Origin of the sequence: Kitasatospora sp. LaBMicrA B282 (assembly GCF_050325825.1) — a bacterium.
Classification (GTDB): Bacteria; Actinomycetota; Actinomycetes; order Streptomycetales; family Streptomycetaceae; genus Kitasatospora.
In genome coordinates this window covers 39906-60988 of the sequence record NZ_JBNQTI010000030.1, presented here as the reverse complement: position 1 = coordinate 60988, position 21083 = coordinate 39906, and the positions used below count along the sequence as shown (strand labels likewise).

The window sequence follows — 21083 nt, the reverse complement described above, 5'->3', positions numbered from 1 at the left end:
ACCTTCGGTCAGCCGCTCGCCGCTTCGCGCCTCGCTGACAGTCCTTCGGACTGTCCCTCCTCGCTCCTTCGGAGCTCGACCGGCCTTCAGCCGGAGCGGTTCCGCTTCGCTCCACCGCAAAAGCGCGGCTCCGCCGCGCACTCGCCCCTTCGGAGCTCGGCCTGACCTCCGGTCAGGCATACGGCCGCTCGCTTCGCTCCCGGCCGGGCTAACTGCGGGCAGGATGGCTGGGGCGTGCGGTTTGGTCTCTCCTGATTGGGTGCCTGGCCAGCGGTGCAGGGATGGTGGATCTTGTCCGTACTGGCGGGTCGGCAGCCCTGGTTCGCCGGAGGGCGTTTCGTTGGACGCAGCACGGGATGTAGGTCTGGCCTGGGTGGCGATAGTCGTTGTATGTATCAGTTCTCCTTCGCTTTTTAATCCCGCGATTTCGGAGGGCCCCTCCCCTGTCCGACTCCGTTGCGCTGTTGGCAAATCAGTGGCAACTACAGTTCTTGGTAAGGTTGTTGATGATTTTTGCTGGGCTGGTTGTCAGGTTCGGCGGATCGGGTGGGGGTGGTCTGGGGACAGCCGTGGCTGATCTCGTCAAGGGTCCAGGGGTAATGCAGGTGGGCGTTACTGACGGGCCATTTCGGCTTGGCCGGTGACCTGCTACTGGTGCCGGGTGGTTGGGGCGGGCGCAACCGGCAGGCCTCAGCGAGCGCGATCAGATCCAGGCTCCTGCGGCACCGGTAGGGGTCGCTGAACAACGGGCGCTCACCTGCGGAGGCAAGCGCATTGTAGTAGCGGGCGGCCTGCAGCAGAGGCCGGGCCCAGACCGGCACCCGGTGGGTGAGACAGCCGAAGCACACGTTGCCCGGATCGTGCAGGGTGATGCTGGCGGCGTCGGCGACCACATCGGCATGGTGGGCAGTCGACAACTGCACGTCGCAGGCCGCGGTGAACACCGCGGTTGCCAGCCCCACGACCAGGTTCGGACGAGAGCTGGCTCGGTGCAGGCGGCGGGCGACCTTCGCGGCGGAGGCCGGGCGCAGCACGGGCGGGCGGAAGCCCACCTCCTCGGCCCGGCGCGGGATGCACCGGCAGCGCCGCTGGGCGCCGTCGAAGGAGCACAGCGTCGTCAGCGCCGGCAGGTCCAGCCAGCGCCCCACCGCAGGCCATCGAGGCCGCGGGCGGCGCCGCTCCTGGGCGGCGGAGGCTGCGGCGGGCGGGGTGGTGACCTCAAGGCGGTGGTGCTCAACGTCCCGCAAGACCGCTTCAAGGGCCGCACTGAGACCGCGCTGGTGGCACACCAGGCGCAGGTGGACGCCGGTGCGCTGGTGGAGGGTGAGCAGGTCGGTCAGGGGCCGGGTGGCCAGCAGGTGGGCGCGCAGCAGGGTGAGACGGGTGATCGGGGTGGCGTGCATCCAAGCGGTGGCCATCGCCGAGAACGGCTCGGTGGTCGAGCGGGGGTAGGTGATGGTGGGCAGAGGCTTGTCCAGGGCGGTGAGCACGTCCAGGGCAAGAGCGGTGGAGAGTGGGTGGCCGGGCTGGGATGGACAGTGATCCGCCGCGCCGGGATCGTGGTCGGCCAAGGCCGTACGGGTGGGTCGGACGTCGTCCGTCATAAGATGACGCGTGCTCAGTGACGCGATACCGGTGACCGTGCGGGGCGGGTCAGGCTGTTGGACCGTCACCACGCCGCACGTGCCGCTCGGCCGCCCGGTGGTCGACGGCGACCGTGTCCTGGTCCTGATCGACGGACGACTCGTCGCGCTGGACACAGCCAGTGGCAACCCGCACTTCCAGAGCCCGCACCGAATCGGCCGGATCGCGCACGCCTGGAACCTCAGCCCGCACGTGCTGGGCGACCGGGTCGTGGTGGTCCACCAGGAGTCGGTCCGGCGCGGCGGCGGGCCGGTCACCTTCACGCTGCTCGACGCCGACGACGGTGCGCTGGTGCGGAGGTTGACCGTTGAGGCCGCGGACCGGTACGAGCTCGCACCCGGCGCCCTGATCACCTGGCTGGCGACCAGCGAGAGCGAGGACCTGGTCACCGCCCACGATCCTGCGGACGGGCGCCTGTTGTGGTCCCGGTCCTGCCCGCGGATCCGGCAGGCTCAGGCCATCGCCGGCCTGCTGGTCCTGTGGACCTGGCGCAAGAGCCCCGACTTGATCGCGCTCGACCCGCGCACCGGCGAGCCGTGCTGGACCGCGCGGCGAACCCTGGCACGCCGGACCTTCGGGCGCGCCGACGCCTCGCCCTGGCTCGACGGCGAGCTGGTGCGTCCCGTCCGCAGCGCCGGCACCGAGGACGATGCCGCGATCTTCTTCTGGTCCCAGGCTGACGTGGCGGGCACGACGGGAAACACACTGGGCCTGCTGGAGGCGCGCACCGGGAAGGTGCGCGGCAGCGTGAGCGCGCCCCGGGGGAACAGGTACCACCACTACGAGGCGAGCCTGCTGGAAGGCGGGCGAACGCCGTGCGTCTACTCCTGCGGGAACGGCCGGTGGCTGCACCTGCTGCGCCCCTTCGAACCCGAGACGCCCGTGCGGAGCCTGCGCCTCTTCCCGTACCGGATCTCCTCCGGGCCCTGCCGAATAGACGCCGCCGACGGCCGGCTCTACCTGCGGGTGGACGGCGGCCTGTTGTCCGCCCCGCTGAACGAGCCGGGCCCGCTGCGCCGCTGCCCGGGCTACCCACGCAGCCTGCGGGCCCGCCGCCCCGGCCCGCAACTGGTGTCCGGGCCACATCACACCTACGTGAGCCACCCCGACACCGGCGAACTCCTCGCACTGCGCGCGGGCCGCGTCCTGTGGCACGGCCCGGGCGACATCCAGCACCAGCCCGTCCCACTCGGCGACGGCGTCCTGGTACGCGGCACTGCCGACGGTCGTGGTGGCCGGCAGAGCCTGCTCCGGCTACTCGACGCCGAGACCGGAGCAAGGGCCGACTGACACCCCGCACGGCTGCCGACAGCGGGCAACGCACGCCAACCCGGGCTGGGGCCGGACCACCAGGGCCACGACACCGACCCAGTACCGCCCGAGGAGGCCGTGCGGCGAGCGAGCGAAAGCGCGGCCCGCCAGCGCCGGCCCGGCTGCGACGGCACATCAACTGGACCACCCCGCCCGCCGAAGCCTGACTCGAGGACAAGCAGCCGGGCCAGCGGATCCGGGCGCAGCGGGCCGACCGGGCTGGCCTGGCCGAGGGGCAGCGCGAGTCGCTCGCCGCGCTCGGGATCGCCGGGGAGCAGGTGCCGCTGCCGAGCGGGCAACCACCGGCTCGGACACCCCAAGCCTCCACCGCACGCTCACCCGGACCAGTTGCCCGCCCCGCCAACCGGTCTGCAGGCCGGCACTGCCGCAGCGGTCAGCGGCGATCGTCCGGGTATAACGTGCGGGCGATCCGGTCCGCCTCCTGCGGGTGGTGCTTCGCCATCGCCCACAGAGGCGGCAGCCACGAGCCCAGTGCGAAGGCTGGTGCCAGCAAGTGGTTGGCTGCGGGCAAGCCGACTTCATCAGCCACCTCACTCAGTGCCTGGGCCCGCCCGTCCGGTCTGGTGATGCTGCGGGCGATCTGCTCGGCTCGTACGAGGTTGCTCCCGGCGAAGGCCCGGGCCACCGCGATCAGCGCCTCTTCCTGGGCGGTCTGATCGTCAATCTGCTGGGCCATCTGATCGGCGGCTTCCGGATCGAGCCCGGCCGCCACCTTGACCACCGAGACCAACACCAACGCCCTGCTGAACAAGCTCCCGTTGGTTGCGGCCTGTTCGGCTTCAGAAACCATCCGGAGCGCACGTTGCGGGTCCGAGGCGGCCAGCACCCCGGCCACCTCGGCCAACGCTTGCCCGCGAAATTCTGGGTACGTCACGGTTCGGGCTATACGTTCGGCGCGCAAACGGCGCGCCCTCGCGCACCGACCGGTTCCAGCTGGGCCTGGCCGCGTTCGCCGAGCGGGAGGGGCATGTGCGGGTCCCGCGTACCCACCGGGAGGAGGGGCTGTCGCTGGGCACCTGGCTCAACAACACCCGGGCCCGGCAGCCCGGGTTGACCGCCGAGCAACGCGGCCAGCTGGAGGCCCTCGGCGTGGCCTGGTAGCGGGCCGGTTGGTGCCGGCGGGGCGGGCGTCCCAGGCCGCCCCGAAACCTCGGCCGGACGCCTCGGGACGGCCGGGGGCGAGCGTACCCGCGGTGGCCCGGTTGGCGGCCAGGCGCAGCGGGGCGCTGGTTGGCGTGGTGGCGGCCGGACGCGCGCACTGGCGGTGTTCTGCGGGGCGGGGTCTGAAAGGCTGTCACAGGGCCGCCAAGCGCCGATCACACGGCCTGCGGCAGGCACCCGAGCCGACCGCAGCACCCCGCCCCACTGCAAGAGGTGGTTCCCGGGGATGTCGGGTGCCGAACGTCCTTGGCCGTCTGCTGGCGCGTTCTCAGTCCTTGAGGGCGTCCAGCAGGGCTGCGCGCTGCCTGGCGCCCAGGCCGCCGATGCGGCGGTCCTCGGGGACTTCAGCCTGGTCCATCAGCTTGGCGGCCTTCACCGGGCCTACTCCCGGCAGGGCTTTGATGACCGCGGCGACCTTGGTCTTCTTGACGAGATCGTCGGTGTCGGCCTTCTTGAGGAGCTCGGCAACCGACACCTTGCCCGCCTTGACCTTCCCGATCAGTTCCGATCTGGCTTTGCGGACTGCGGCCGCCTTCGCCAGCGCCTCGGTGCGCTGCTCGGCGGTCATGGTCGGCAGACTCATGGGGTTCTCCTTGGTTGATGGTGAAGGGGGGCAGGTCAGGCGGCGGAGGTCTGCTCGGCGGCCGCTTCCTCGCCGATACCGAACAGGACACTGCCCACCGTCTGCCAGTCGTCCGCCTCTTCGAGCAGGCCTTCCAAGTCCAGCTCCGCTTCCAGCAGCCAGGCCATGACGGCGAGGCTCTCCTCCTCCGCGCCCAAGGCTCGGAGGTCCGTCTCGGGCTGCAGGGCCTCGACGTCACATTCCAGGACCTCGGCCATGACCGTCAGGGCCCGATCCGCCAGACTCTGGGCCTCCTGCTCCTCCAGGCGGCCATCCGCCCCCTGGGCCACCGCATCAGCGGGGCTCTCGAACACCCCCAGCACCGCGCCCACAACCCCGTCGACCGCCTGACCAAGTCCGTCGAACAGACCGCCACCCATCCGCATGCTCCCTTCCGTCACCGTCAACTGATCCCGACACCGCGCATCCATTGCCCGTGATCGCAGCCGGATAACACGGTCAGACACCGAACAGCCCTGATGGGTGCACGAACAACCAGCCTCACAGAACGGGCGGACACATCCGGGTCCCGCGGCTGCGCCCTCCGCGACCGCTGGCCCAAGCACATCGTCGTCACGAGGAACCGGTGCACCTCCTCGACCACGCCGCCGGCACCCGCCAGCCCAATCAGCACGGTTTCCGACCAGCCGCACCCGGGCCTGCCGCGCTGGCCCGGGTTCTTCCCGGCGGGCCTGAGGGGCTGTCACAGGCCCGCCGGGCGCCCTGGGCCGCGCGCACGGCAGCGCCGGGCGCCGACCGATCCGGCCCGCGGCAGGCGCCCCCGACCGACCGCAGCACCCCGCCCCACAGCAACAGGCAGGTCCCCAGAGAGGTTGTCAGCCTTTCCGTACCTTGATACCCGGCCGCTGACCTGCGACAACACCGGGCCGTCCCCGATGGGTGCAGGACCGCGGCCAGGACCCCATCCAGGCCGGAGGCCAGGACCCCATCCGGAACCGCATGCAGGACCGCATCTGGAACCGACCCGGCCGGCTGCCGTGGTCGCAGCCGCGGGTCGCCGGGCCGGCGGCCGGAGGGAAGAGGGACATCTCTTTCCACACCAGGGGGTGTAGAAAGAGATGTCCGCGACGGGAGGGGGCTTACCCAGGGCCTGTGACCTGCGCGGATGCCGCTGGCGGCCGAAGGGCCGCTGCAACTTGCCCTGCAACTTGCCCTGCAACTCTCGGAGCAACCGTCGGACCACCGGTGGGAGCAACCGTTGGAGCAACCCCCGGCGTCGACCGGGTTCCGACGCGCGCCGAAACTACCGGCCGGGCGGGGCGGGCTCGGCTGGCTCGGCCCACACCCCACACCACTTTCCCGATGGTGGTCAGCTGGACCCCCAGCTCTTCGACAGCGCGGCCACCAGGACGAGCCGCAGCATCTGCCCGAGGCCTTGGTGGCCGCCTCTCGCGCCGACAGGGACGGAATCCGCGACGACGCCACCGTGGTGGTGCTCGCCGCAGCGGCCGGCTGACCTGCCGATACACAGCACGGCCGCGCCGGCCGGCAGACATGCCGAGGCCCCGCTCCTAGCTGAAGGGCCGTTGGCGCATGCGCAGTCCGATGATCGAGCGCTCGCGCAGCGCGGTGGAGTACGCGGTGGAGTCATCGAGCTCGTGGAACTGCAGGATCGGGTCCTGGGCTGCGTAGAGCATGGCGAGAGCGCAATCCAGGCAGAAGTGGCGGCGGGTCTCCAGGTCGATCAGGTGGGCGCGGGTACGACACCCTGTCCAGTCGCAGAGCCTGCGGTGTTTGCCCACTCAAGCCTTCCCGGGGGTTACTGCTTTCGGTGGCGGCCGGACCCTTTGCGCAGCAGGGCGACGGGGGTGTCGGGCTGCGGGAAGAGGGGGTCGGGTCCGGCCTGGGCGATGAGCCCGTAGGCCTCGGCGTAGTTCGTGGCGACCGAGACGGGCTGCCACGCGGTGCCGTCCCATTCCACGACCAGGCGTGCGGTGTCGTCGAAGGGGTGGGCGCCGGCTTGTGCGGCGCGGTCGAGGAGGATCGCGTCGCGGGTTCCGGGGGCCGGGGTGCGGCCGGCTCGGTCCCGGTACCAGTCCTGCATGTCGTCGTCGGGGCCGAGCACGGTCACGTCCTTTTGCAGGCGATTGGGCCTCTGGTGAGGTTAGGCGATCTGGAGGACCGCGCACTGCTGTGCGCTCTGGAGCATCTCGCCGGCGGTGGCGAGGTTGACGTGCAGGTGGAGCAGGAAGTCGGAGAGCGTGCTGCGGGCCTGGGCGGTGAAGTCCTCGATCGACCAGGCGGACAGGCCCGGCGGCAGGGCGGCGCGCAGTTTCGGGTCGTCGGTGGCCTGCTGGAGGAGGCGGCCGAGCAGCCAGTGCCGGGTGAGCAGTTGCACGCCGAAGGTGATGTGGAGGGAGTGCTCGGTGGTGGTGTGTCCGAAGTGCACCCAGCCGCGGGGGATGTAGAGGACCTGACCGGCCGTGAGGGTGAGGGTGTCGGCGTCGGCCTCGATCTGCTTCAGCTGCTCGCCGCTGAATCCGACCTTGGTCCAGCGGTGGGCGTCGAGCGGGTCCTGAACGATCGGCGGGTGGAGCTTCCACGTCTTGTGGCCCTCGACCTGGGCGAGCAGGACGTGGTGGGTGTCCCAGTGCGGCCCGTACCCGGTGGAGCCTGGCGGGGTCGAGTAGACGTTGGCGGTGATGGGGTGGCCGAGCTCGGCGGCCAGCTGGCGGGTGGCGTCGCGCAGCGGGGGCCAGGTCAGGTGCAGGCCGTTGAGGACCAGGGTCGCGGTGGGGTGGTCGGCGTCCGGGCGGTCCGGCACCAGCGCGCCGTTGCGTACGTGGCCCAGCTCGATGCTGCGCAGGGTGGGGTCGGCGATGATGCGGCGGGCGTCGTCGCGGTTGAAGAGCCGGGCCAGGTCGTCGGCGTCGCGGTCGTAGACCGCCGACCGGGTGGGCCAGGCGGTGAGGAACTGGAGCGGGTCGGTGACGAGTCGGGTGATGAGGCTCACCTGGGGTCCTTCGGATCGGTGTGGTGTGATCGAGGGCGGGGGTGTCCCCGGAGAATTCCGCTCTCAGGGGACACCCCCTTTTCGGATGGATCAGACGAGGTGGTCGAACTCGCCGGCCTTGGCGCCCTCGATCAGCGCCTTCAGCTTGGTGCGGGTGGCGGTCAGCGGGACCTGGCTCGGGTCGGTGGTGATCCCGATCAGGATGCTGTCGCCGTCCAGGGCGATCCCGATGCTGTCGTCGAGGTGCTGCATGTTGGACTTCGACGACTTGATCCAGGTCAGCCCCTGCGGCGCGCCGCAGGGGTGGTAGTTCTCGACGGTGACGGCCTGGCTCATGCCGGGCCTCCTCTCATCTCGGTGTGGTGGTGCCAAGGGGCGGTAGGGCTACCGCCCCTTGCGCAGGCCGCTGCCGGATCCGCGGCGAGGCGGCCTGGTCTGGGTCCGTCACCACGGCGCCGTTCCCGGGGCGGCGAGGTGACGGGGCTGCGGGGTGGGCGCTAGGCGGGTCGGCAGCGCGGGCACCCGCAGGCCGGCCACCCAGCAGCGGGGTGGCGGTCGTACACCGATACGTCCTCGGGATCGGCCTCGACCACCCCGGAGTCGCCGAAGCGGGTGCCGTCCGCTGCCACGTGGTAGGAGCGGATCGTCAGCCCTCGGCGTCGCTTCTCCAGCGGCACCCAGTCCACGCTGATCACCGCCGCCCCCGCCGGCGCCGGGTCGCCTGGAGCTGTCGCAGCACCAACGCGCGGCGCCGGGCCCGCTCGCGGTTCGGGACGTAGACCACCGTCCGGCCCTCCACGCTGACCACCAGGTCGCTCGTCGGGGGCCGTGCTGGCAGCAGCGTGAGCATGGCGGACTCCAGCCATCGAGGGACGGGGCCGCCCGGTGCTACCACGGACCAGGGAGATCGGTTGGTCCTGCCCGGGCGGCGACAACGACGGTAGGCAATGGCCGAGTACAGCTTCAACGCGTTTGCATGCGTTTGCAGACTTTCAGCCCAGGGAGTCGATCGCTCGAAGGATCAGGGCGCGTGCCTGTTCCCCGTACACCGCGAAGTTCTTGAGCCGGTCGAAAGCCTGGGCGTAGAGGGCGAGTTCGCTGGGGGTGGTGACGGTCACCTGGGCGGAGAGCAGTTCCACGCCGGCTTCCGCGTCGTCGAAGATGTTGAAGGTCTCCACGGGCCACATGGTGCGCTGCGCGGTAAAGGGGATGACGCCAAGGGAGACGGCCGGCAGCGTCATGGCGGCCCGCAGGTGCGTCAGTTGCTCGGTCATCGTCTCGGTGGTCCCGAGGCGGTAGTAGAGGACGGATTCCTCCACCAGGATCGCGAAGCGGTGGTGGCCGGTGCGCACGACGCGGGAGCGGGCCAGGCGCGCCTTGACGGCTTCGGCGACGTCGTTGGGTGTGCGGCGGAAGTCGGCGACGGTGGCGAGCAGGGCGGTGGCGTAGGCCTGGGTCTGCAGGACACCGGGCACGACGCGCGAGGAGTAGGAGCGGAAGTGTCGGGTGCGCTCGTAGAGGGGGACCGCGGACTCCTGAAGCCGGCGTAGTCCGGTGCGGGTGAGGCGGCGCCATTCGACATACATGGAGTCCACGGCCCGGTTGGCGGCGATCAGGTCCTCGGCCTGGTCGTCGGCACCGCAGGCGCGGCACCACGTGCGGATGTCGGCCTCCGACGGCGCGGTCTTGGCGTTGATGATGCGGGAGGTCTTGGCGCCGTTCCACCCGCAACGGGCAGCCAGCTCCTGCCCTTGGAGACCGGCATCCAGCATGATCTCGCGCAGGCGCGCGGCCAGGGCCAGGCGGGCTTCCTGGGCGCTGGAGGACGGGGAGGTGGGCACGGGCTGGCTGTCCTGGGGTGGTGTCAGACGGTGTACTTCTCGTGCGGGATGCCGCGTTCCCATACCGCCTCGAACGCATCCGAGCAGAGCTTGGCCACGGCTGGGTCCTGGCACATCTGCGGCCCGGCGGAGGCGCCGTCGCCGGTGAAGTGGTTGAAGCGGACGATCGTGTCGTCGAACAGCCAGAAGTCGTTGCCGGGCAGCGCGAGGTCGCAGGCCCGGCGGCGCGGCAGCCAGCGCACCTGCTCGCCGGCCGCGAGGTTGACGACGGTGCCGGCGTGCTCGAAGCGGATGTACTCGGTGACCGGCTCGGAGACGATCCGGGCCCGGCGGATCACCACGCCGCGGGCGACCGCGGCGCGGATCATCGGCACCCAGTCGGACCAGTCCTCGCCCTCGGGGTCGAGGTCCGGGCGCACGCCGGTACGGCGGAAGGTCTCGAACTGCTCGGCCTCCCCAACGACGCCGTAGGAGTCGCGCATCTCCAGGTGGACCGCGGAGTGCCGGGTAGCGGCCAGCTGCTCAGAGAAAGCCGTCACGTTCGGCATCGTCCAGCGCCTTCCTGATGATCGCCGCCATGCGCAGCGGAATGCGGGTCACGTTCTCGTGGTCGGGAGTACCGACCGAGTGGCCGGGCACCCACTCGGTCGAACCGATCTCGGCCAGGAGCGCCTGGCCGGGTTTGAGGCCCTGGACGACCAGTTCCTTGTTCTCGTCGTCCACCCAGACCATCGGGCTCTCGTCCTTGCCGGTGTTGGGGTCCACCCCGGCGAACCGTAACGTCATGATGCCCTCCCGTACCAAGCCGGTTGCGTGGCTTTGCACGACGGTCCACCCGCGAGTGACACCCCGTCAAGGGCGCGCGGGTGTCTCGCACGCCGGGTCGCCGGCGTCCCGGTCCGTGACGGTGGGGCCACAGGCCCGGTCAGGCGGGACGGATCTCGCCGTCGGCGATCAGGCAGCCGATGTAGCCTGGCCAGCCCCGCTCCCGCTCCGCCCACCGCTCGTCCGAGAACGACTCCGAGCGGCAGGTGCGGGCCGGACGGCTCGCCTCCCGCGCGGCCTGCTCGCAGTCGCGGCGGGCGGCGGCCGCGGCCTGGCGCTCGACGGCGAGGAGCCGGTCACCATCCGGGTTGTCCAGCGCGCCGGTGAGGGTATGCCAGCCGGTGCGGCCGAAGCGCCGCCACACCGCCGGGCCCGCGCCGCGGTCGTCTTCCCTGTCAAGGACAGCGTGTTGGGGATTTGCCCCTTGTGAGTAAGCCGCCTCATGGTGATGGCCTCGCCCCGTCAGGGGCGAGGCCATCGGTGTTGGTGAGGGTCAGCCGTGCGCGCATCCTGGCCTCGGGGACTGGAACGGCCAGAAGCGGGAGCGGGCAGGGTGTTGTGCTCGGGTGGCGCGGCGGAGGGACAAGGAACGGGCCCCGGGCGTCGCCCGGGGCCCGTTGTTGTGGGTTGAGGTCTCACCAGGCGATCAGGACGAGCCCGTCTCCGCCCTTGACGCCGTTCTGGCCGGTCTTGCCTGTGTATCCGTCTTTGGGGCTGGCGTTGCCTTTTCCGCCCATGCCGCCTGCACCTCCGGCGGCCGGCAGCCGGGTCGGCGAGGTTTCGTAGGAGCCGGCCAGGCCGCCCCCGCCGGTGCCTGCCGGGGCGGTGAACCCGCTCCCGTCGGGAAGCGTGATCTTTGCGGTGCCCAGGGGCGCCGCGGGACTGCCGCCCTTGCCCACGTCGCCGCCGATCCCGCCGAGATCCGCGCCCTTTTTCGTGCCGGCGCCGTCACCGCCCGGGCTACCCGCGGCGCCGGCCTTGCCGAAGGTGATCGAGCACTTCTGCGGGTTGGAGTAGCTGTGGTCGTCGCCGGCGCCGCCCTTGCCCCCGTTCTTGGGGCCGGCGGTGTTCGAGGTGCCCTTCTCGTTGCCTCCGGCCCCGCCGGCGCCCCCGCCCCCGCCACCCCCGCCCTCACCGGCATCGCCCCCAACGATGGTGTAGTGGTAGGGGGCGATGACGAGGACCCGGGTGGTTCGCCCCTGGCTGCCGGCGGCGGCCGAGTTGCCGTTCTTGCCGTTGCTGCCGTCGGTGCCCAGCCCGTTGGTCCCCGACGAGCCGCCCTTGCCGCCACTGCCGCCTTGGCCGCCCGCACCGCCCGCACCCACGAGGATGTCCAACGAGGCCCCATCGCCGGGCACCTTCCACACGCAGTGCCGAAAACTGCCCGACCCCCCGCCACCACCGCCGGCCCCGCCGGCCCCGCCCGCGCCGCCCCCGCCCACCCCGGAACTGTCAGTCACCCCAGAACCCAGCGCCCGGCCCTCACCGCCGCCGCCGCCACCCGCGCCGCCGCCACCGCCGCCACCACCACCGGGTGACCACAGGTAGACGTCGAGCTTCTTCACCCCCTTCGGCACCTTCCAGATCTGGCCCTTGCCGTCCTTGCGCGGCTTGAAGACAACAGAGCGCACCGGCTTGGCACCCGACGCCGCCACCGCCGTCGACGGGAGCACCAGACCTCCGGACGCCAGCCCCAGCACCGTCAGACCGGCCAGCCAGCCGGTCGAACGCGACAACCCCACTCGATACCGCCCTTCCACCCGCCCGCCCCGGCCCCTCGGGCACCAGATGACAGCGGATACTCGTCGACTCCTCGGACACGGCGGGCACCACCCACCCGCTCCCGCCCACGGACGCCTCCCGGAAAGACGGCCCAGAAGAGCCCGGGCGGTGGAACAGGCATCAGGTGCCACCGGACCGATCGTCACCCACCCCACACACAGCGAGCCGCAACACACCCGCCAAGTCCCCCACCCGTACCTACCAACGACCGTTCGCACTCGCCCAATCGTGCGCGGCAGCCACCCACCCACGGCCTTGCGCACCGCGGCGACCTGCTCGGCCGGCACCGACACCCCAGGCAGCAAAACCCGGTGGCGACGCAGCCACCTCACGGCCTGGTTGAACAGCGCCACCGCTCCCTCGGCGTGCTTCCACGCCCGCCCATGCAGGCCGGTCACTCCCAGTCGACGTACCGGCCGTTGTACCGCCCGCCCACGCAGAATTCCCGGCGACTGGCGATGTCGGTCGCCACCCAGCCGCCGCCCTCCTCACACTGGCGGAAGGTAACCGGCGGATCGGAGAACCGGACATGGGACCCAGCCAGGGGTTGGGCCCGGGCAGTGCCGGTGAAGAGGACGGCGCCGGCCAGGGCAGCGGCGGCTGTGGCGAGTGCTGCGGTACTGCGACGCACGGGTTCTCCTCGACTGCGGGGCGCCATGATGCCACCCAGTCGCAAGCACCGTGACCAACCCCGGGCCAGTCCATGCCGCCACGCCCTCGAAGGAGTGACACACCGTCATCTGGGCAAGCCGCGCGCAGGGGCCTTCTCGTCGTGCTCTGGTGGGACGGAGTAGAGGTCACCCGGGCGAGGGCACAGACAAGACAAGACGATCACTCCGCGTCGGCAGGCAGAGCCCGGGGAATTGCGTGACCACAGCTGCGGGGAATTGCGCGATCGTCGACACTTTCCGTGAATCGCTCACGAGCTGCATCGGTCGAGCTGGCTGGTCCGGCCAGCACCACGCTCCCTCCGGGTCTGGCATGGCCCGTTGTCGGCTCTCGGCTACCGTGGGCGTGTTGAGCACGGGTGGGTCACAGAGGGGGAGCCTGGCGATGGCGGAGATCGAGATTCCCGGGCCGGAACAAGATTGGCAGCCAGCCGTTGAGATTCCTTACTACACAGGCAAAAATCCGGCGTACCAGCAGAGCCTGCTGGTCGTCGCCTCCTGGAACTACCGAATCGTGGCGTATCTGCGGGTGCCGATGGAGGCAGTCGTCCAGCGCCTGCGGCTGACCCTGGAGCACGGCTGGGATGACCTCGGTGAAGTGGAGGGCGCTGCCTTCAAGGTGAAGGGCGTCAAGTTCATGGTCAGCTACCAGATGTCCCCCGAGCAGCTTGTCGACCTCGCGGTGGAGCGCGCGTACGAGGACGTGAACGGCGCTGTCGACCTCTTCTTGGGGGCGCTTGGCACCGACCGCCGTGCCCTGGCCTACCTGCTCAACCCGGAGACTGATCACCTGGAGCCGGTCGCCCCGCCCCAATGATCCCGCTCGCCGATCTTCCTCAGGACGGGTGATCTTCACGCGAGCAGGATGCGACGCCTGAGGAGGTCGAATCCGGCTCGGCCGTAGTGCTGGTGCTTGATCATCTTGATCCGGTTCACGTGCCCCTCGACCGCGCCGGAGTTCCAGTCCGTGGTGAGCCCGGCGGTGACGGCGGCGAGGTCCTGGCGCAAGCCCTTCGCGAAGGAGTGGAGCTCAGTGATCTCGCTCTGCTCGGCCTCGGCGAGCCAGCCCTGGAGGCGGTGGCCGTCGCGGCGTCTCAGGAGCGAGGCATAGCCGCGGGCGAGCCGGCAGGTCGCGGCAATGTGAGCACAGCGCGTGCAGAGGTCCTTGAGGCGCTGGTTGGCCGACTCGCTCTGGTTCTCCGGGCGGCCGATGATCCAGCGCACCACGTCCGGGACGGCGGGTGTTGGAGCTGGCGGTGGTTGCCGGAGGACGGACGTGCCAAGGGTGTTGAGGAATCGGCGGACCGTCCTGCGGGACCCGGTGTAGCCGCGTTCTGCGAGTTCGGTGCGCAGTGTTTCGGCGTTGTCGCATCCCTCCTCCCACCGCTGGAGCAGATGTGCCTTGTGGGGGTCGAGGTCTGTCCGGGTGCGCTGGCGAGGCCGGATAAGTTCCTCAGCGGAGGTGGCGCGCGCGTATCGGCGAACGGTTGTGAGGTCGTAGCCGGTGTGCCGGCTGATCGCCTGGAGGGTCATGCCGTTCTCGAACAGCGGGCGGACCTCCTGCCAGCGGGCCCGGGTCGTCTGCTCGCGCCGTCCCGGGGCAGGTTGGTCCAGGAGCGGGGGCGTCTGGCCGGCCCCGGTCTCGGTGTCGCCGGGGTCGGGTGCGGGAGGTGCCAAGCAGGTGCGATGTCGTCGGACGGCCTTCTCGACCGCGATGGCCAGGTTGTGGAGGATGTGCCACCTGTCGGCGACCTGCGGAACACCGGGCAGGGCTCGCTGGGCGCCTTCGGCGAACGAGCCGCCACGGTCGCGGCAGATCGTCTGGACGTGGTGGCGGTCCTGCAGCCAGGCGGCGAAGGTATCCGCCGTGTGGTCGGGCAGGACGTCCAACGGGCGGTGGGTCTCCATATCGATCAGGATCGTGCCGAACCTCCGACCTCGCCGGAAGGCGAACTCGTCCACCCCCAGCACCGCCACGTCGCCGACCGGCGGGAGGTCGAGCCGGCGGATCAGCCGTAGCAGTGTCGAGCCGCTGACCGGGTGCGCCAGATGTTCCGCGAGGCGCTGTCCCGCCTGCCCGCCGAGCGCCAGCGCTATCTTCTCCAGGACGCGTTGCAGGCTCATTGTGCGGCGACCGTGCCGAAAGGTGAGCTGGTCGACCTGCTCGGCGAACGTCTGCTTCGGGCACTCTGCGGTGCCGCAGAAGAAGCGTCGCACCGTGAGGTCGATGGCCATCGTCTGGCCGCCGACGGCCGTGTCGGCGAGTCGGCGCCGATAGCGACTGTGGACCCGGGACGAGCCAGTGACGCATCCGGGGCACCGAGCCATCGGGGCGACGCATCTCGCAATGATCCGCACTGACCGGCCGACACGGACGATCCGGTCGACCAGGACCTGATCCAGGTGCGGAAATAGGACTTTCAGCAGCTCAGGAGCTTGATCCCCCACGACCGAGGGCTACCCAGAGCTTGTCCGTTTCACGGAAAGTGTCGAAGAGCCGCAATTCCCCGCGGTTGTGGTCACGGAATTCCCCGGGGTCTGCCGGCCGACGCGAACCGATCTGCCGTCGCCCAGCTGACCTCTACTCAGTCCCACCAGAGCACGACGAGAAGGCCCCTATGGGCGGCACCCTCGTAGAAGTCCCGCAGGGCACGGAAGTGTCCCATCAAGTACTCGTTCCGATCGCCGGTGAGTTCCCGGCCGATCGCGGAGCCAGCAGTGCTGTCCAGGGCCGGCCGGATCATCTGCATGTCGATCTCCTCGAGGCGTGTCGACACCTGGGAGACTGCGGCTGGCGAGAGGCCAGTCGGGGGAGGACCGAAGAGACCGATCTCGTGCGGGTATGTGTTGAGAAAGCCCAGGTCAATGTCGGTGTCGCCCTCGGTGGCGCGCTTGAGCGCCTCCAGGTGGACAGCATCGAGACGCGCCAGCTCGAAGGCCTGCCTCAGCATGCTCGGTGACCAGTCGAGGTCGAGACAGTCCGCTGACGGCGGATCCCAGTGGTGATCTCCGTCCGGAGATTCCTCGGCCGACTGACGACAGGCGGCAAGGTACTCCGCCGGGACTCGGGCAAGCTGCTGGGTGACGGCCATGATGGCAGTATCCCGACGCTGTCCACCGGATTTGGAGCCAGTTCAGCGGGCCCCTTCAGTCCGGCCGGCCGGATTCTTGGGGCGCTTGTTCGGCCGGTAGCTGGGGCCGTTCATGATCACCTGATGACTGGTGTTGATCAGCCGGTCCAGCAGCGACTCGGCGACGACGGGATTGGGGAAGAGCGGATACCAGTCGCTGGGCGCCCGGTTGCTGGTGACGATCAGGGACCGGCCCTGGCGGGAGTGGGTGGTGCACCGGCGGCGCAACGTGATCCGTTGCGCGCCCTGCGTCGGGGCGTGGACTTGGAGGTGCGGCTAAGATCCCGCAGAACGGAGGTGTGCGGGACGACAGACCCCGAGGTCAATCGCTCCTTCAGGGCCTTCTGATCTCCGGTCGGCCGCTCCTAGATTCGCCGACATGACAACTCATCGCACCGGAGCCGTCCGGTCGCCTCTCCCTGTCACCCGCCGGCCTGTGCACCCTTGGACCAGGCCCAGCCCGCTCGCACGATCCTCCTCCCCTCGCCTGTCCAGCCCGGCGCGCCCGCGCGTTGCAGGGAAGGCCGTCCAGTGAGCGACCTCGCTGACGGCCAATCACCAGAGCCCGAGGAGGAGGTCGTGCTCCTGGCTCGCACCGCGGGCGGGACGCTGGTCTGCCCGACTTGCGGTGGCGCTCCTGCCACCCTGCGCACCCTGCACCACCTCGGCGCCCCAGGTCGGCCCGAGGACGCCTACAGCATCGACCTGGAGAGTGGCGAGCACTTCAAGGGCCTGGAGAGCGTGTGCGAGCTCGCCGACCCGTACCCGCCCGGCGACCTGCTCGTGCTGGATGTCGGCTGCCGCCACGGCTGCGAGAGCACCCTGCACCTCACCCTGCAGTCCTGGCGCACCGTCGGCACCCTGACGGCGCGGCGCGGCCGGGGACTGTCCCTGCTCCCCCAGCCCCCACTCGAGCGATCGCTCCCCTCCTGGGAGGACCTGGAGGCCCAGGCGAGTGAGCTCTACCCCAAGGCGCTGGCTCTGGCCGGCATCCCGGAGTCCGACATCCACTGGCAGAGCCGGCTTCCCTCGGCCGTCCACTGCGTCGGCACCAGCCCCCACGGCGCCCGCTGCCGGCGGTCCCAGCTCAACCACGTCGGGGAGCACTGCCGCTCCCACGCGCCGGCCCCGATCACGCTCCTCGACCAGGTCGTGGGGCACCTGGGCACCATCCGCAGCGCCCTGCGCTCCGGCGCGATGTACGGCGGCGAGTACTGGATCCGGCACGTGCAGAACGGCCTCACAGACGCCCGCGACGTTCTGGAGCAAGCCGATACGGCACCGGCCCCTTCGACACCGGCCCCGGCGCCGCCCACACCAACCACCCCGGTTCTGCTGGTCAAGGAGTTGGGCCCGGCCAAGTTCAACGGACCGTGTCGCGGCTGCCTCGAGCCGATCTCCAAAGGCGACCGCTACGCCCTGGTCCTGACGGCCGGAGGGGCCCGCAAGCGCTGGATGCACGAGCACTGTGCCCATGAGGCCGCGGCCGCATCCCGGGACCAATTTGGCGGCCAGGAAGATCAGCCCTGACCCCCAAGGCGAATGCCCGCCGGAGCCCGACCGACCGGAACCACGCGGGGCCGGGGAGGTGCGTGCCGTCGGCGGGTAGCCGCAGGCCGGGCTGGTAGGGCTCGTTGACGTTGGCTCTGACCGAATCTGCGTGAATGATCAAGCGGTAGCAGCCGGTGAGGGGTCAGGCTCTGGGGTGTTCCGGGGGCGCGGGGACGGGCGTGTCGGTAGTTTCCAGCCGTACATCAAGGCGAGTACGACATACCTGGCGTCTTGGCGGTCGTAGCCCGTTGCTGAACGGACTTCGCTGATCGCCGCGGGCACCTTCACCTGCCGGATGAGCTCGCGAGCGCGCTCCTGAGTCGTGAGTGGCACCGGCAGCCGCAGAGCACGGACAATGTCGGGGTCCCAGCCCTGACTTCGCGCTCGCCACGATCGCAGCCGCGGTCCTATCGACCAGTTCACTGTGCTCCCAGAGCCGTAGCGGCAGGCCGCTTCAGTAGTGCTTGGTGAGGATACGGATCCGTAGGAGGCGGAAGGAAGTCCGGCCGCGCATGGCTCTCTTGATCGTTTTGATCGCGCGTGACGTGGCCCTCAAGCTGGCCTGAGCTCCAGGAACTGGACAGACCTACGACGACGGCATCCTGGTCCCGCCTACGCAGCCAGCGGTCTCTTCGCTCATGGGGCCCACGCTGCTATCGGCCGACGGACGGAGGCTACGCCTTCGCCGATCCGGGACGCCCAGCACGAGGGTGGGCGTCCCGGGGGAGCCGGTGTGCTCGCCTACGTCGGCTTGTGCACCGTCTGCGTGGTGCGCAGTGGCAGATCGGGGTGGCGCCGGTACTGCGGGGTCAGCGGAATGTCGCGGTGGTGGGGGCAGGGCTGGCCTGCCTCGAGGTGGCGGCGGTGCTCGCCGCGCGGTGCGAAGCAGTGGCTCTGGGTGCCCTTGGTCTGGATCACGAGGCCGTACTCGGGCTCGGTGCGCGGTGCCGGCACCTGGACCTGTGGGTCTGCGGGGCACCGCCGCGCGGGCGGGATGTCCTCGTCGGTGACGACGTGGACGGTGTCGGCGCGACGCGGCGTGCTCTTCCCTTTCTTCCCTTTGGCCCGGTGGTCGGGGCGTGGAACCTCGATCGCCCGCTCCACCGCGGCGACGTCGCCCGGGCGCCGCTCGGGGTCGGTCTGCCGGTCCCATGCCGCAAGCAGGGCGCGAAGCCACGACAATCGGCTGCCCGCGCCCGGCCCGCCCTCGGGCAGGTGCGCGCCGATCGGCACCACGAGGTCCGAGACCCGGGCCAGCGGCTCCTGCGCGCCGGCGGGTGCCGGGCTGTAGAAGGTGACCCACAAGTACTCCCGGGAGGACTTCGCGAGCAGCCCGGCCTGGGCTCCGCGGAGGGTGGCGGTGGCGTCGAAGTAGTGCTTGCGCGGCTCCGGATCGGCGTGGGGGTCGCGGTGCCACCATGCCGGCCGGTCGAGTGCGGCGGCCTCCGCCTGCGGGGCGGCGTCCGGGTAGGGCTCCCAGCCGGCGTGCCAGGGGCTCCAGGAGACCGCGACGATCGGGATATCGGGGCCGGCGGCGATCGGCCGCTCGAAGGTCATGAACCCGACCTGGGTGCGGATTCGGTCCCAGGTGATGGGAGTGGCACGCGGCGCGAAGCGCTGCGCGGTGGCGAGGCCGGTCAGTCGGCCATTGAGGTGATAGAGCGTAGCGCGACGCAGCCGGTCCTGCTCCTGCCCAAGCAGGATCTTGGTGGCGCGCAGTCGGGACGCCACCGCCGGGCGCAGCGCCCGATGGTCGATCCGGCGCACTGCTTGGACGAAGGCTTCCGGCGTTGCGAGGTGGCGCGCGAGCTTGTCGCGCCAGCGGGCGGCCAGTGAGGCGGCGGGCTGGGCAAAGTCGAACGCGTCGACGGGGTCGTCCTCGTAACGCTCGCCGCCGGGAAGCGGCAGTGGCGGCAGTGGCGTCGTCGAGGGGTCGGCCCGCTGGGCGTGGCCGTCGTAGTCGATTGCGGCCCGCTCCTGGCCACTGCCTGGGTCGAGGCCAGCGCTGGCGGTGCACAAGGCCACGGCCTCGGCGGCGGCCCGCACCGCCGGGGCGATCAACTTGGGCCTGGCCGCGAAGCCGGTGCGCAGCAGGGTCATCGTCTTGTCCTGGTGGCCGCTGGTGCGCAGGTTGCTCTGCGCGGCCTCGAGGAGTTCGACGGCGGCCCGGGTGGTCGTCCAGAGGTTGGCTGTCTCCCGCCGCTGCTGGGGAGTGTGGCGGTCCTGGCGGTCGAGGAACTTCTCCTGGTCGGTGGTGCCGCACAGGTAGTGGAAGTCCGGGCGACCGTCGGGTGTGCGGGCGTCGTCCGGGCAGGTGCGGTTGAGGTTCGACACGAGGATCCCGACCGCGCTCGGCAGGAGCTCGCGCCGCTGTGCCAGCGTGGTCAGGTCCGCCACGATGTCCGTATCGCCGTTCCTCGCCGCCTCCACGAGGAGCGCGACCAGTTCGAGGGGCTGATCGTCTTGTGGCGGTGCGGGCTCGGCGATGAGGATGCTCTCGATCAGGTGGTTCAGCGCCTCGACCCGGGCGGGTACCCCGGTGCCGGGCGTCTTCGGGTTGTTCAGGCGGCGGATGTCGCTGGTGAGGCGCTCGCCTGCTGCGTCCCTGAGGTGCCCCAGGTCGAAGCCGTCGCGCCGGGCCTGCTCCAGCGCGCGGTCAGCTGACGGCTTGTCGGTGATGTTCGCCAGGTAGCGGGCGGCGTCGGCTGCCGCGCTCGGGTCGGGGGCTGCCTGGTCGCGGCGTAGGGGGAGGCAGGCCTCGGCAAGCAGGCTCAGGACCACGGCGGACAGGTCCGGGTTCAGGCGGAACTCGCGGGCGAACAGTTGGGTGGCTGCGCTGTCGCGGCGGCGCTCCGGCAGGCTTTGGGCGAGGGTGGCCGCCTTTTGTATCACCTCGCGGGCCTGTCCGCCCGTGGCGCGCACGTGCTGCGGATCCGGCCCGAACGCCTTGGTCTGGGAGCCGGCGGTCTTCAGGTCCTGCGGTGTGGTGTGGGTGAGCGTTCCCATGTCCGGGGAGCCGTCGGGCAGTCGGCATGCGGCCGGGGCCCCGCGCACGATCCACGCGGTGAGCAGGGCTGCGGCCGCAGGGTCCTGTCCCGAGGACTGCACCTGGGCGATGGCCGCGAGCGTGGTCTTGTCGTCGCCGGCGCCGACGGCTCGAACGAGCCGGTCGGCGAGCCGATGTGCCTTGCTGCCGGCACGGCCGGTGGCGGTGATCGGATCGCTGAGCGGGGGCAGCGCCACAGAGCACGGTCCTTACCTCGGGTACGGGGCCATGTGCTCATTGTGTCGGGACCACAGGCCCGGGCCGGGCCGATTTGCCGTTTTCCGTCCGCCGGTGGAGGTCCTCGCGCCGGTGGCTGCGCGGCCGCCGGCGTCCGGCGCGGGTCAGGGCCGCTGCGCCGGGGCGTGGGGTCAGGTGACCGCACTCCGGTCTCGCAGACCCGGGGGGATGAGCGCGGTGTCGAACCGGTCGAGACACCGCTCGGTCGAGTAGCCGGAGCCCGGGCCTGCTGCGGGGTCGGGGGAGGCTGCCGCGGCGGTGTACTGGTC

23 protein-coding genes and 1 pseudogene are annotated in these 21083 nt (G+C 70.9%); 4 read left to right on the top strand and 20 right to left on the bottom strand.

The genetic code is table 11. The features are described from left to right. Window positions 1-482: 482 nt before the first annotated feature. Window positions 483-1571, bottom strand: coding sequence for a hypothetical protein (locus ACQRUO_RS11590; RefSeq protein ID WP_428315723.1), 1089 nt, complete (start codon window positions 1569-1571; stop codon window positions 483-485). A 43-nt stretch (window positions 1572-1614) separates the two neighbouring features. Between ACQRUO_RS11590 and ACQRUO_RS11585 the strand changes: the two genes are divergently transcribed. Then, entirely contained in the window at window positions 1615-2934 is a 1320-nt protein-coding gene (locus tag ACQRUO_RS11585) for a PQQ-binding-like beta-propeller repeat protein (RefSeq protein WP_428315722.1), read from the top strand. A 415-nt stretch (window positions 2935-3349) separates the two neighbouring features. On the opposite strand, the gene ACQRUO_RS11580 is transcribed toward ACQRUO_RS11585, so the two are convergent. Beyond that, the gene (locus ACQRUO_RS11580; RefSeq protein ID WP_428315726.1) at window positions 3350-3850 is read right to left on the bottom strand and encodes a hypothetical protein; all 501 of its coding nucleotides are present in this window, start codon (window positions 3848-3850) and stop codon (window positions 3350-3352) included. Between ACQRUO_RS11580 and ACQRUO_RS11575 the strand changes: the two genes are divergently transcribed. Beyond that, the gene (locus ACQRUO_RS11575; RefSeq protein WP_428315721.1) at window positions 3739-4077 is read left to right on the top strand and encodes a helicase associated domain-containing protein; all 339 of its coding nucleotides are present in this window, start codon (window positions 3739-3741) and stop codon (window positions 4075-4077) included. The genes ACQRUO_RS11580 and ACQRUO_RS11575 overlap by 112 nt on opposite strands. Before the next feature lie 328 nt (window positions 4078-4405). Here the strand turns inward: ACQRUO_RS11575 and mihF are convergent, their stop codons facing one another. From mihF to ACQRUO_RS11505, 14 genes are all read right to left on the bottom strand, one after another. Continuing rightward, window positions 4406-4720: an integration host factor, actinobacterial type gene (gene mihF, locus ACQRUO_RS11570; protein WP_428315720.1), complete on the bottom strand. Its 315-nt coding sequence runs from the start codon at window positions 4718-4720 to the stop codon at window positions 4406-4408. 35 nt (window positions 4721-4755) lie between these two features. Beyond that, window positions 4756-5139 (bottom strand): hypothetical protein, encoded by a 384-nt coding sequence (locus ACQRUO_RS11565; protein WP_428315719.1) that lies wholly within the window; start codon window positions 5137-5139, stop codon window positions 4756-4758. 1152 nt (window positions 5140-6291) lie between these two features. After that, window positions 6292-6417 (bottom strand): hypothetical protein, encoded by a 126-nt coding sequence (locus ACQRUO_RS11560; RefSeq protein WP_428315718.1) that lies wholly within the window; start codon window positions 6415-6417, stop codon window positions 6292-6294. A 122-nt stretch (window positions 6418-6539) separates the two neighbouring features. Next, complete coding sequence (locus ACQRUO_RS11555; RefSeq protein WP_428315717.1) at window positions 6540-6845, bottom strand: DUF6087 family protein; 306 nt, start codon at window positions 6843-6845, stop codon at window positions 6540-6542. 39 nt (window positions 6846-6884) lie between these two features. Then, window positions 6885-7733 carry a cupin domain-containing protein gene (locus ACQRUO_RS11550; RefSeq protein ID WP_428315716.1) on the bottom strand — a complete coding sequence of 283 codons (849 nt, stop codon included), beginning with the start codon at window positions 7731-7733 and terminating at the stop codon, window positions 6885-6887. 90 nt (window positions 7734-7823) lie between these two features. After that, window positions 7824-8069: a DUF397 domain-containing protein gene (locus ACQRUO_RS11545; protein WP_428315715.1), complete on the bottom strand. Its 246-nt coding sequence runs from the start codon at window positions 8067-8069 to the stop codon at window positions 7824-7826. Between the two features lie 161 nt (window positions 8070-8230). Continuing rightward, window positions 8231-8428: a hypothetical protein gene (locus ACQRUO_RS11540; protein ID WP_428315714.1), complete on the bottom strand. Its 198-nt coding sequence runs from the start codon at window positions 8426-8428 to the stop codon at window positions 8231-8233. Continuing rightward, window positions 8425-8583, bottom strand: coding sequence for a hypothetical protein (locus ACQRUO_RS11535; protein ID WP_428315713.1), 159 nt, complete (start codon window positions 8581-8583; stop codon window positions 8425-8427). Before ACQRUO_RS11535 ends, ACQRUO_RS11540 begins: the two co-directional genes overlap by 4 nt. A 142-nt stretch (window positions 8584-8725) precedes the next feature. Next, window positions 8726-9574, bottom strand: a complete 849-nt coding sequence (locus ACQRUO_RS11530; protein ID WP_428315712.1) for a DUF5753 domain-containing protein — start codon at window positions 9572-9574, stop codon at window positions 8726-8728. A gap of 23 nt (window positions 9575-9597) precedes the next feature. After that, entirely contained in the window at window positions 9598-10122 is a 525-nt protein-coding gene (locus ACQRUO_RS11525; protein ID WP_428315711.1) for a DUF6879 family protein, read from the bottom strand. Continuing rightward, on the bottom strand, window positions 10097-10339 hold the full coding sequence (locus ACQRUO_RS11520; RefSeq protein WP_428315710.1) for a hypothetical protein: 243 nt from the start codon (window positions 10337-10339) through the stop codon (window positions 10097-10099). The genes ACQRUO_RS11525 and ACQRUO_RS11520 overlap by 26 nt, the downstream gene beginning before the upstream one ends. 160 nt (window positions 10340-10499) lie before the next feature. Then, the gene (locus tag ACQRUO_RS11515) at window positions 10500-10763 is read right to left on the bottom strand and encodes a hypothetical protein (RefSeq protein ID WP_428315709.1); all 264 of its coding nucleotides are present in this window, start codon (window positions 10761-10763) and stop codon (window positions 10500-10502) included. Between the two features lie 271 nt (window positions 10764-11034). After that, a complete protein-coding gene (locus ACQRUO_RS11510) occupies window positions 11035-12135 on the bottom strand; it encodes a hypothetical protein (RefSeq protein WP_428315708.1) in 1101 nt (366 codons plus the stop codon). A gap of 440 nt (window positions 12136-12575) precedes the next feature. Beyond that, the gene (locus ACQRUO_RS11505) at window positions 12576-12812 is read right to left on the bottom strand and encodes a hypothetical protein (protein WP_428315707.1); all 237 of its coding nucleotides are present in this window, start codon (window positions 12810-12812) and stop codon (window positions 12576-12578) included. Between the two features lie 422 nt (window positions 12813-13234). Between ACQRUO_RS11505 and ACQRUO_RS11500 the strand changes: the two genes are divergently transcribed. Continuing rightward, complete coding sequence (locus tag ACQRUO_RS11500) at window positions 13235-13666, top strand: hypothetical protein (RefSeq protein ID WP_428315706.1); 432 nt, start codon at window positions 13235-13237, stop codon at window positions 13664-13666. A 35-nt stretch (window positions 13667-13701) separates the two neighbouring features. Here ACQRUO_RS11500 and ACQRUO_RS11495 read toward each other — a convergent pair whose 3' ends face one another. The 3 genes and pseudogenes from ACQRUO_RS11495 to ACQRUO_RS11485 form a co-directional block, all read right to left on the bottom strand. Beyond that, window positions 13702-15207 carry an ISL3 family transposase gene (locus tag ACQRUO_RS11495; RefSeq protein WP_428315725.1) on the bottom strand — a complete coding sequence of 502 codons (1506 nt, stop codon included), beginning with the start codon at window positions 15205-15207 and terminating at the stop codon, window positions 13702-13704. Between the two features lie 227 nt (window positions 15208-15434). Continuing rightward, complete coding sequence (locus ACQRUO_RS11490) at window positions 15435-15941, bottom strand: DUF1877 family protein (RefSeq protein ID WP_428315705.1); 507 nt, start codon at window positions 15939-15941, stop codon at window positions 15435-15437. 42 nt (window positions 15942-15983) lie between these two features. Then, window positions 15984-16181: pseudogene (locus ACQRUO_RS11485) on the bottom strand (ATP-binding protein); the annotation flags it as partial. A gap of 378 nt (window positions 16182-16559) precedes the next feature. Between ACQRUO_RS11485 and ACQRUO_RS11480 the strand changes: the two are divergent. Next, a complete protein-coding gene (locus tag ACQRUO_RS11480) occupies window positions 16560-17510 on the top strand; it encodes a hypothetical protein (protein ID WP_428315704.1) in 951 nt (316 codons plus the stop codon). 762 nt (window positions 17511-18272) lie between these two features. Here the strand turns inward: ACQRUO_RS11480 and ACQRUO_RS11475 are convergent. Continuing rightward, entirely contained in the window at window positions 18273-20774 is a 2502-nt protein-coding gene (locus ACQRUO_RS11475; RefSeq protein ID WP_428315703.1) for a hypothetical protein, read from the bottom strand. Window positions 20775-21083: the final 309 nt, after the last annotated feature.

What these genes read in the sequence shown, in the direction of transcription:
- mihF (WP_428315720.1), bottom strand. Translation starts at nt 4,720, where the DNA reads ATGAGTCTGCCGACCATGACCGCCGAGCAGCGCACCGAGGCGCTGGCG.
- ACQRUO_RS11565 (WP_428315719.1), bottom strand. Translation starts at nt 5,139, where the DNA reads ATGGGTGGCGGTCTGTTCGACGGACTTGGTCAGGCGGTCGACGGGGTT.
- ACQRUO_RS11560 (WP_428315718.1), bottom strand. Translation starts at nt 6,417, where the DNA reads ATGCTCTACGCAGCCCAGGACCCGATCCTGCAGTTCCACGAGCTCGAT.
- ACQRUO_RS11545 (WP_428315715.1), bottom strand. Translation starts at nt 8,069, where the DNA reads ATGAGCCAGGCCGTCACCGTCGAGAACTACCACCCCTGCGGCGCGCCG.
- ACQRUO_RS11535 (WP_428315713.1), bottom strand. Translation starts at nt 8,583, where the DNA reads ATGCTCACGCTGCTGCCAGCACGGCCCCCGACGAGCGACCTGGTGGTC.
- ACQRUO_RS11525 (WP_428315711.1), bottom strand. Translation starts at nt 10,122, where the DNA reads ATGCCGAACGTGACGGCTTTCTCTGAGCAGCTGGCCGCTACCCGGCAC.
- ACQRUO_RS11500 (WP_428315706.1), top strand. Translation starts at nt 13,235, where the DNA reads ATGGCGGAGATCGAGATTCCCGGGCCGGAACAAGATTGGCAGCCAGCC.
- ACQRUO_RS11490 (WP_428315705.1), bottom strand. Translation starts at nt 15,941, where the DNA reads ATGGCCGTCACCCAGCAGCTTGCCCGAGTCCCGGCGGAGTACCTTGCC.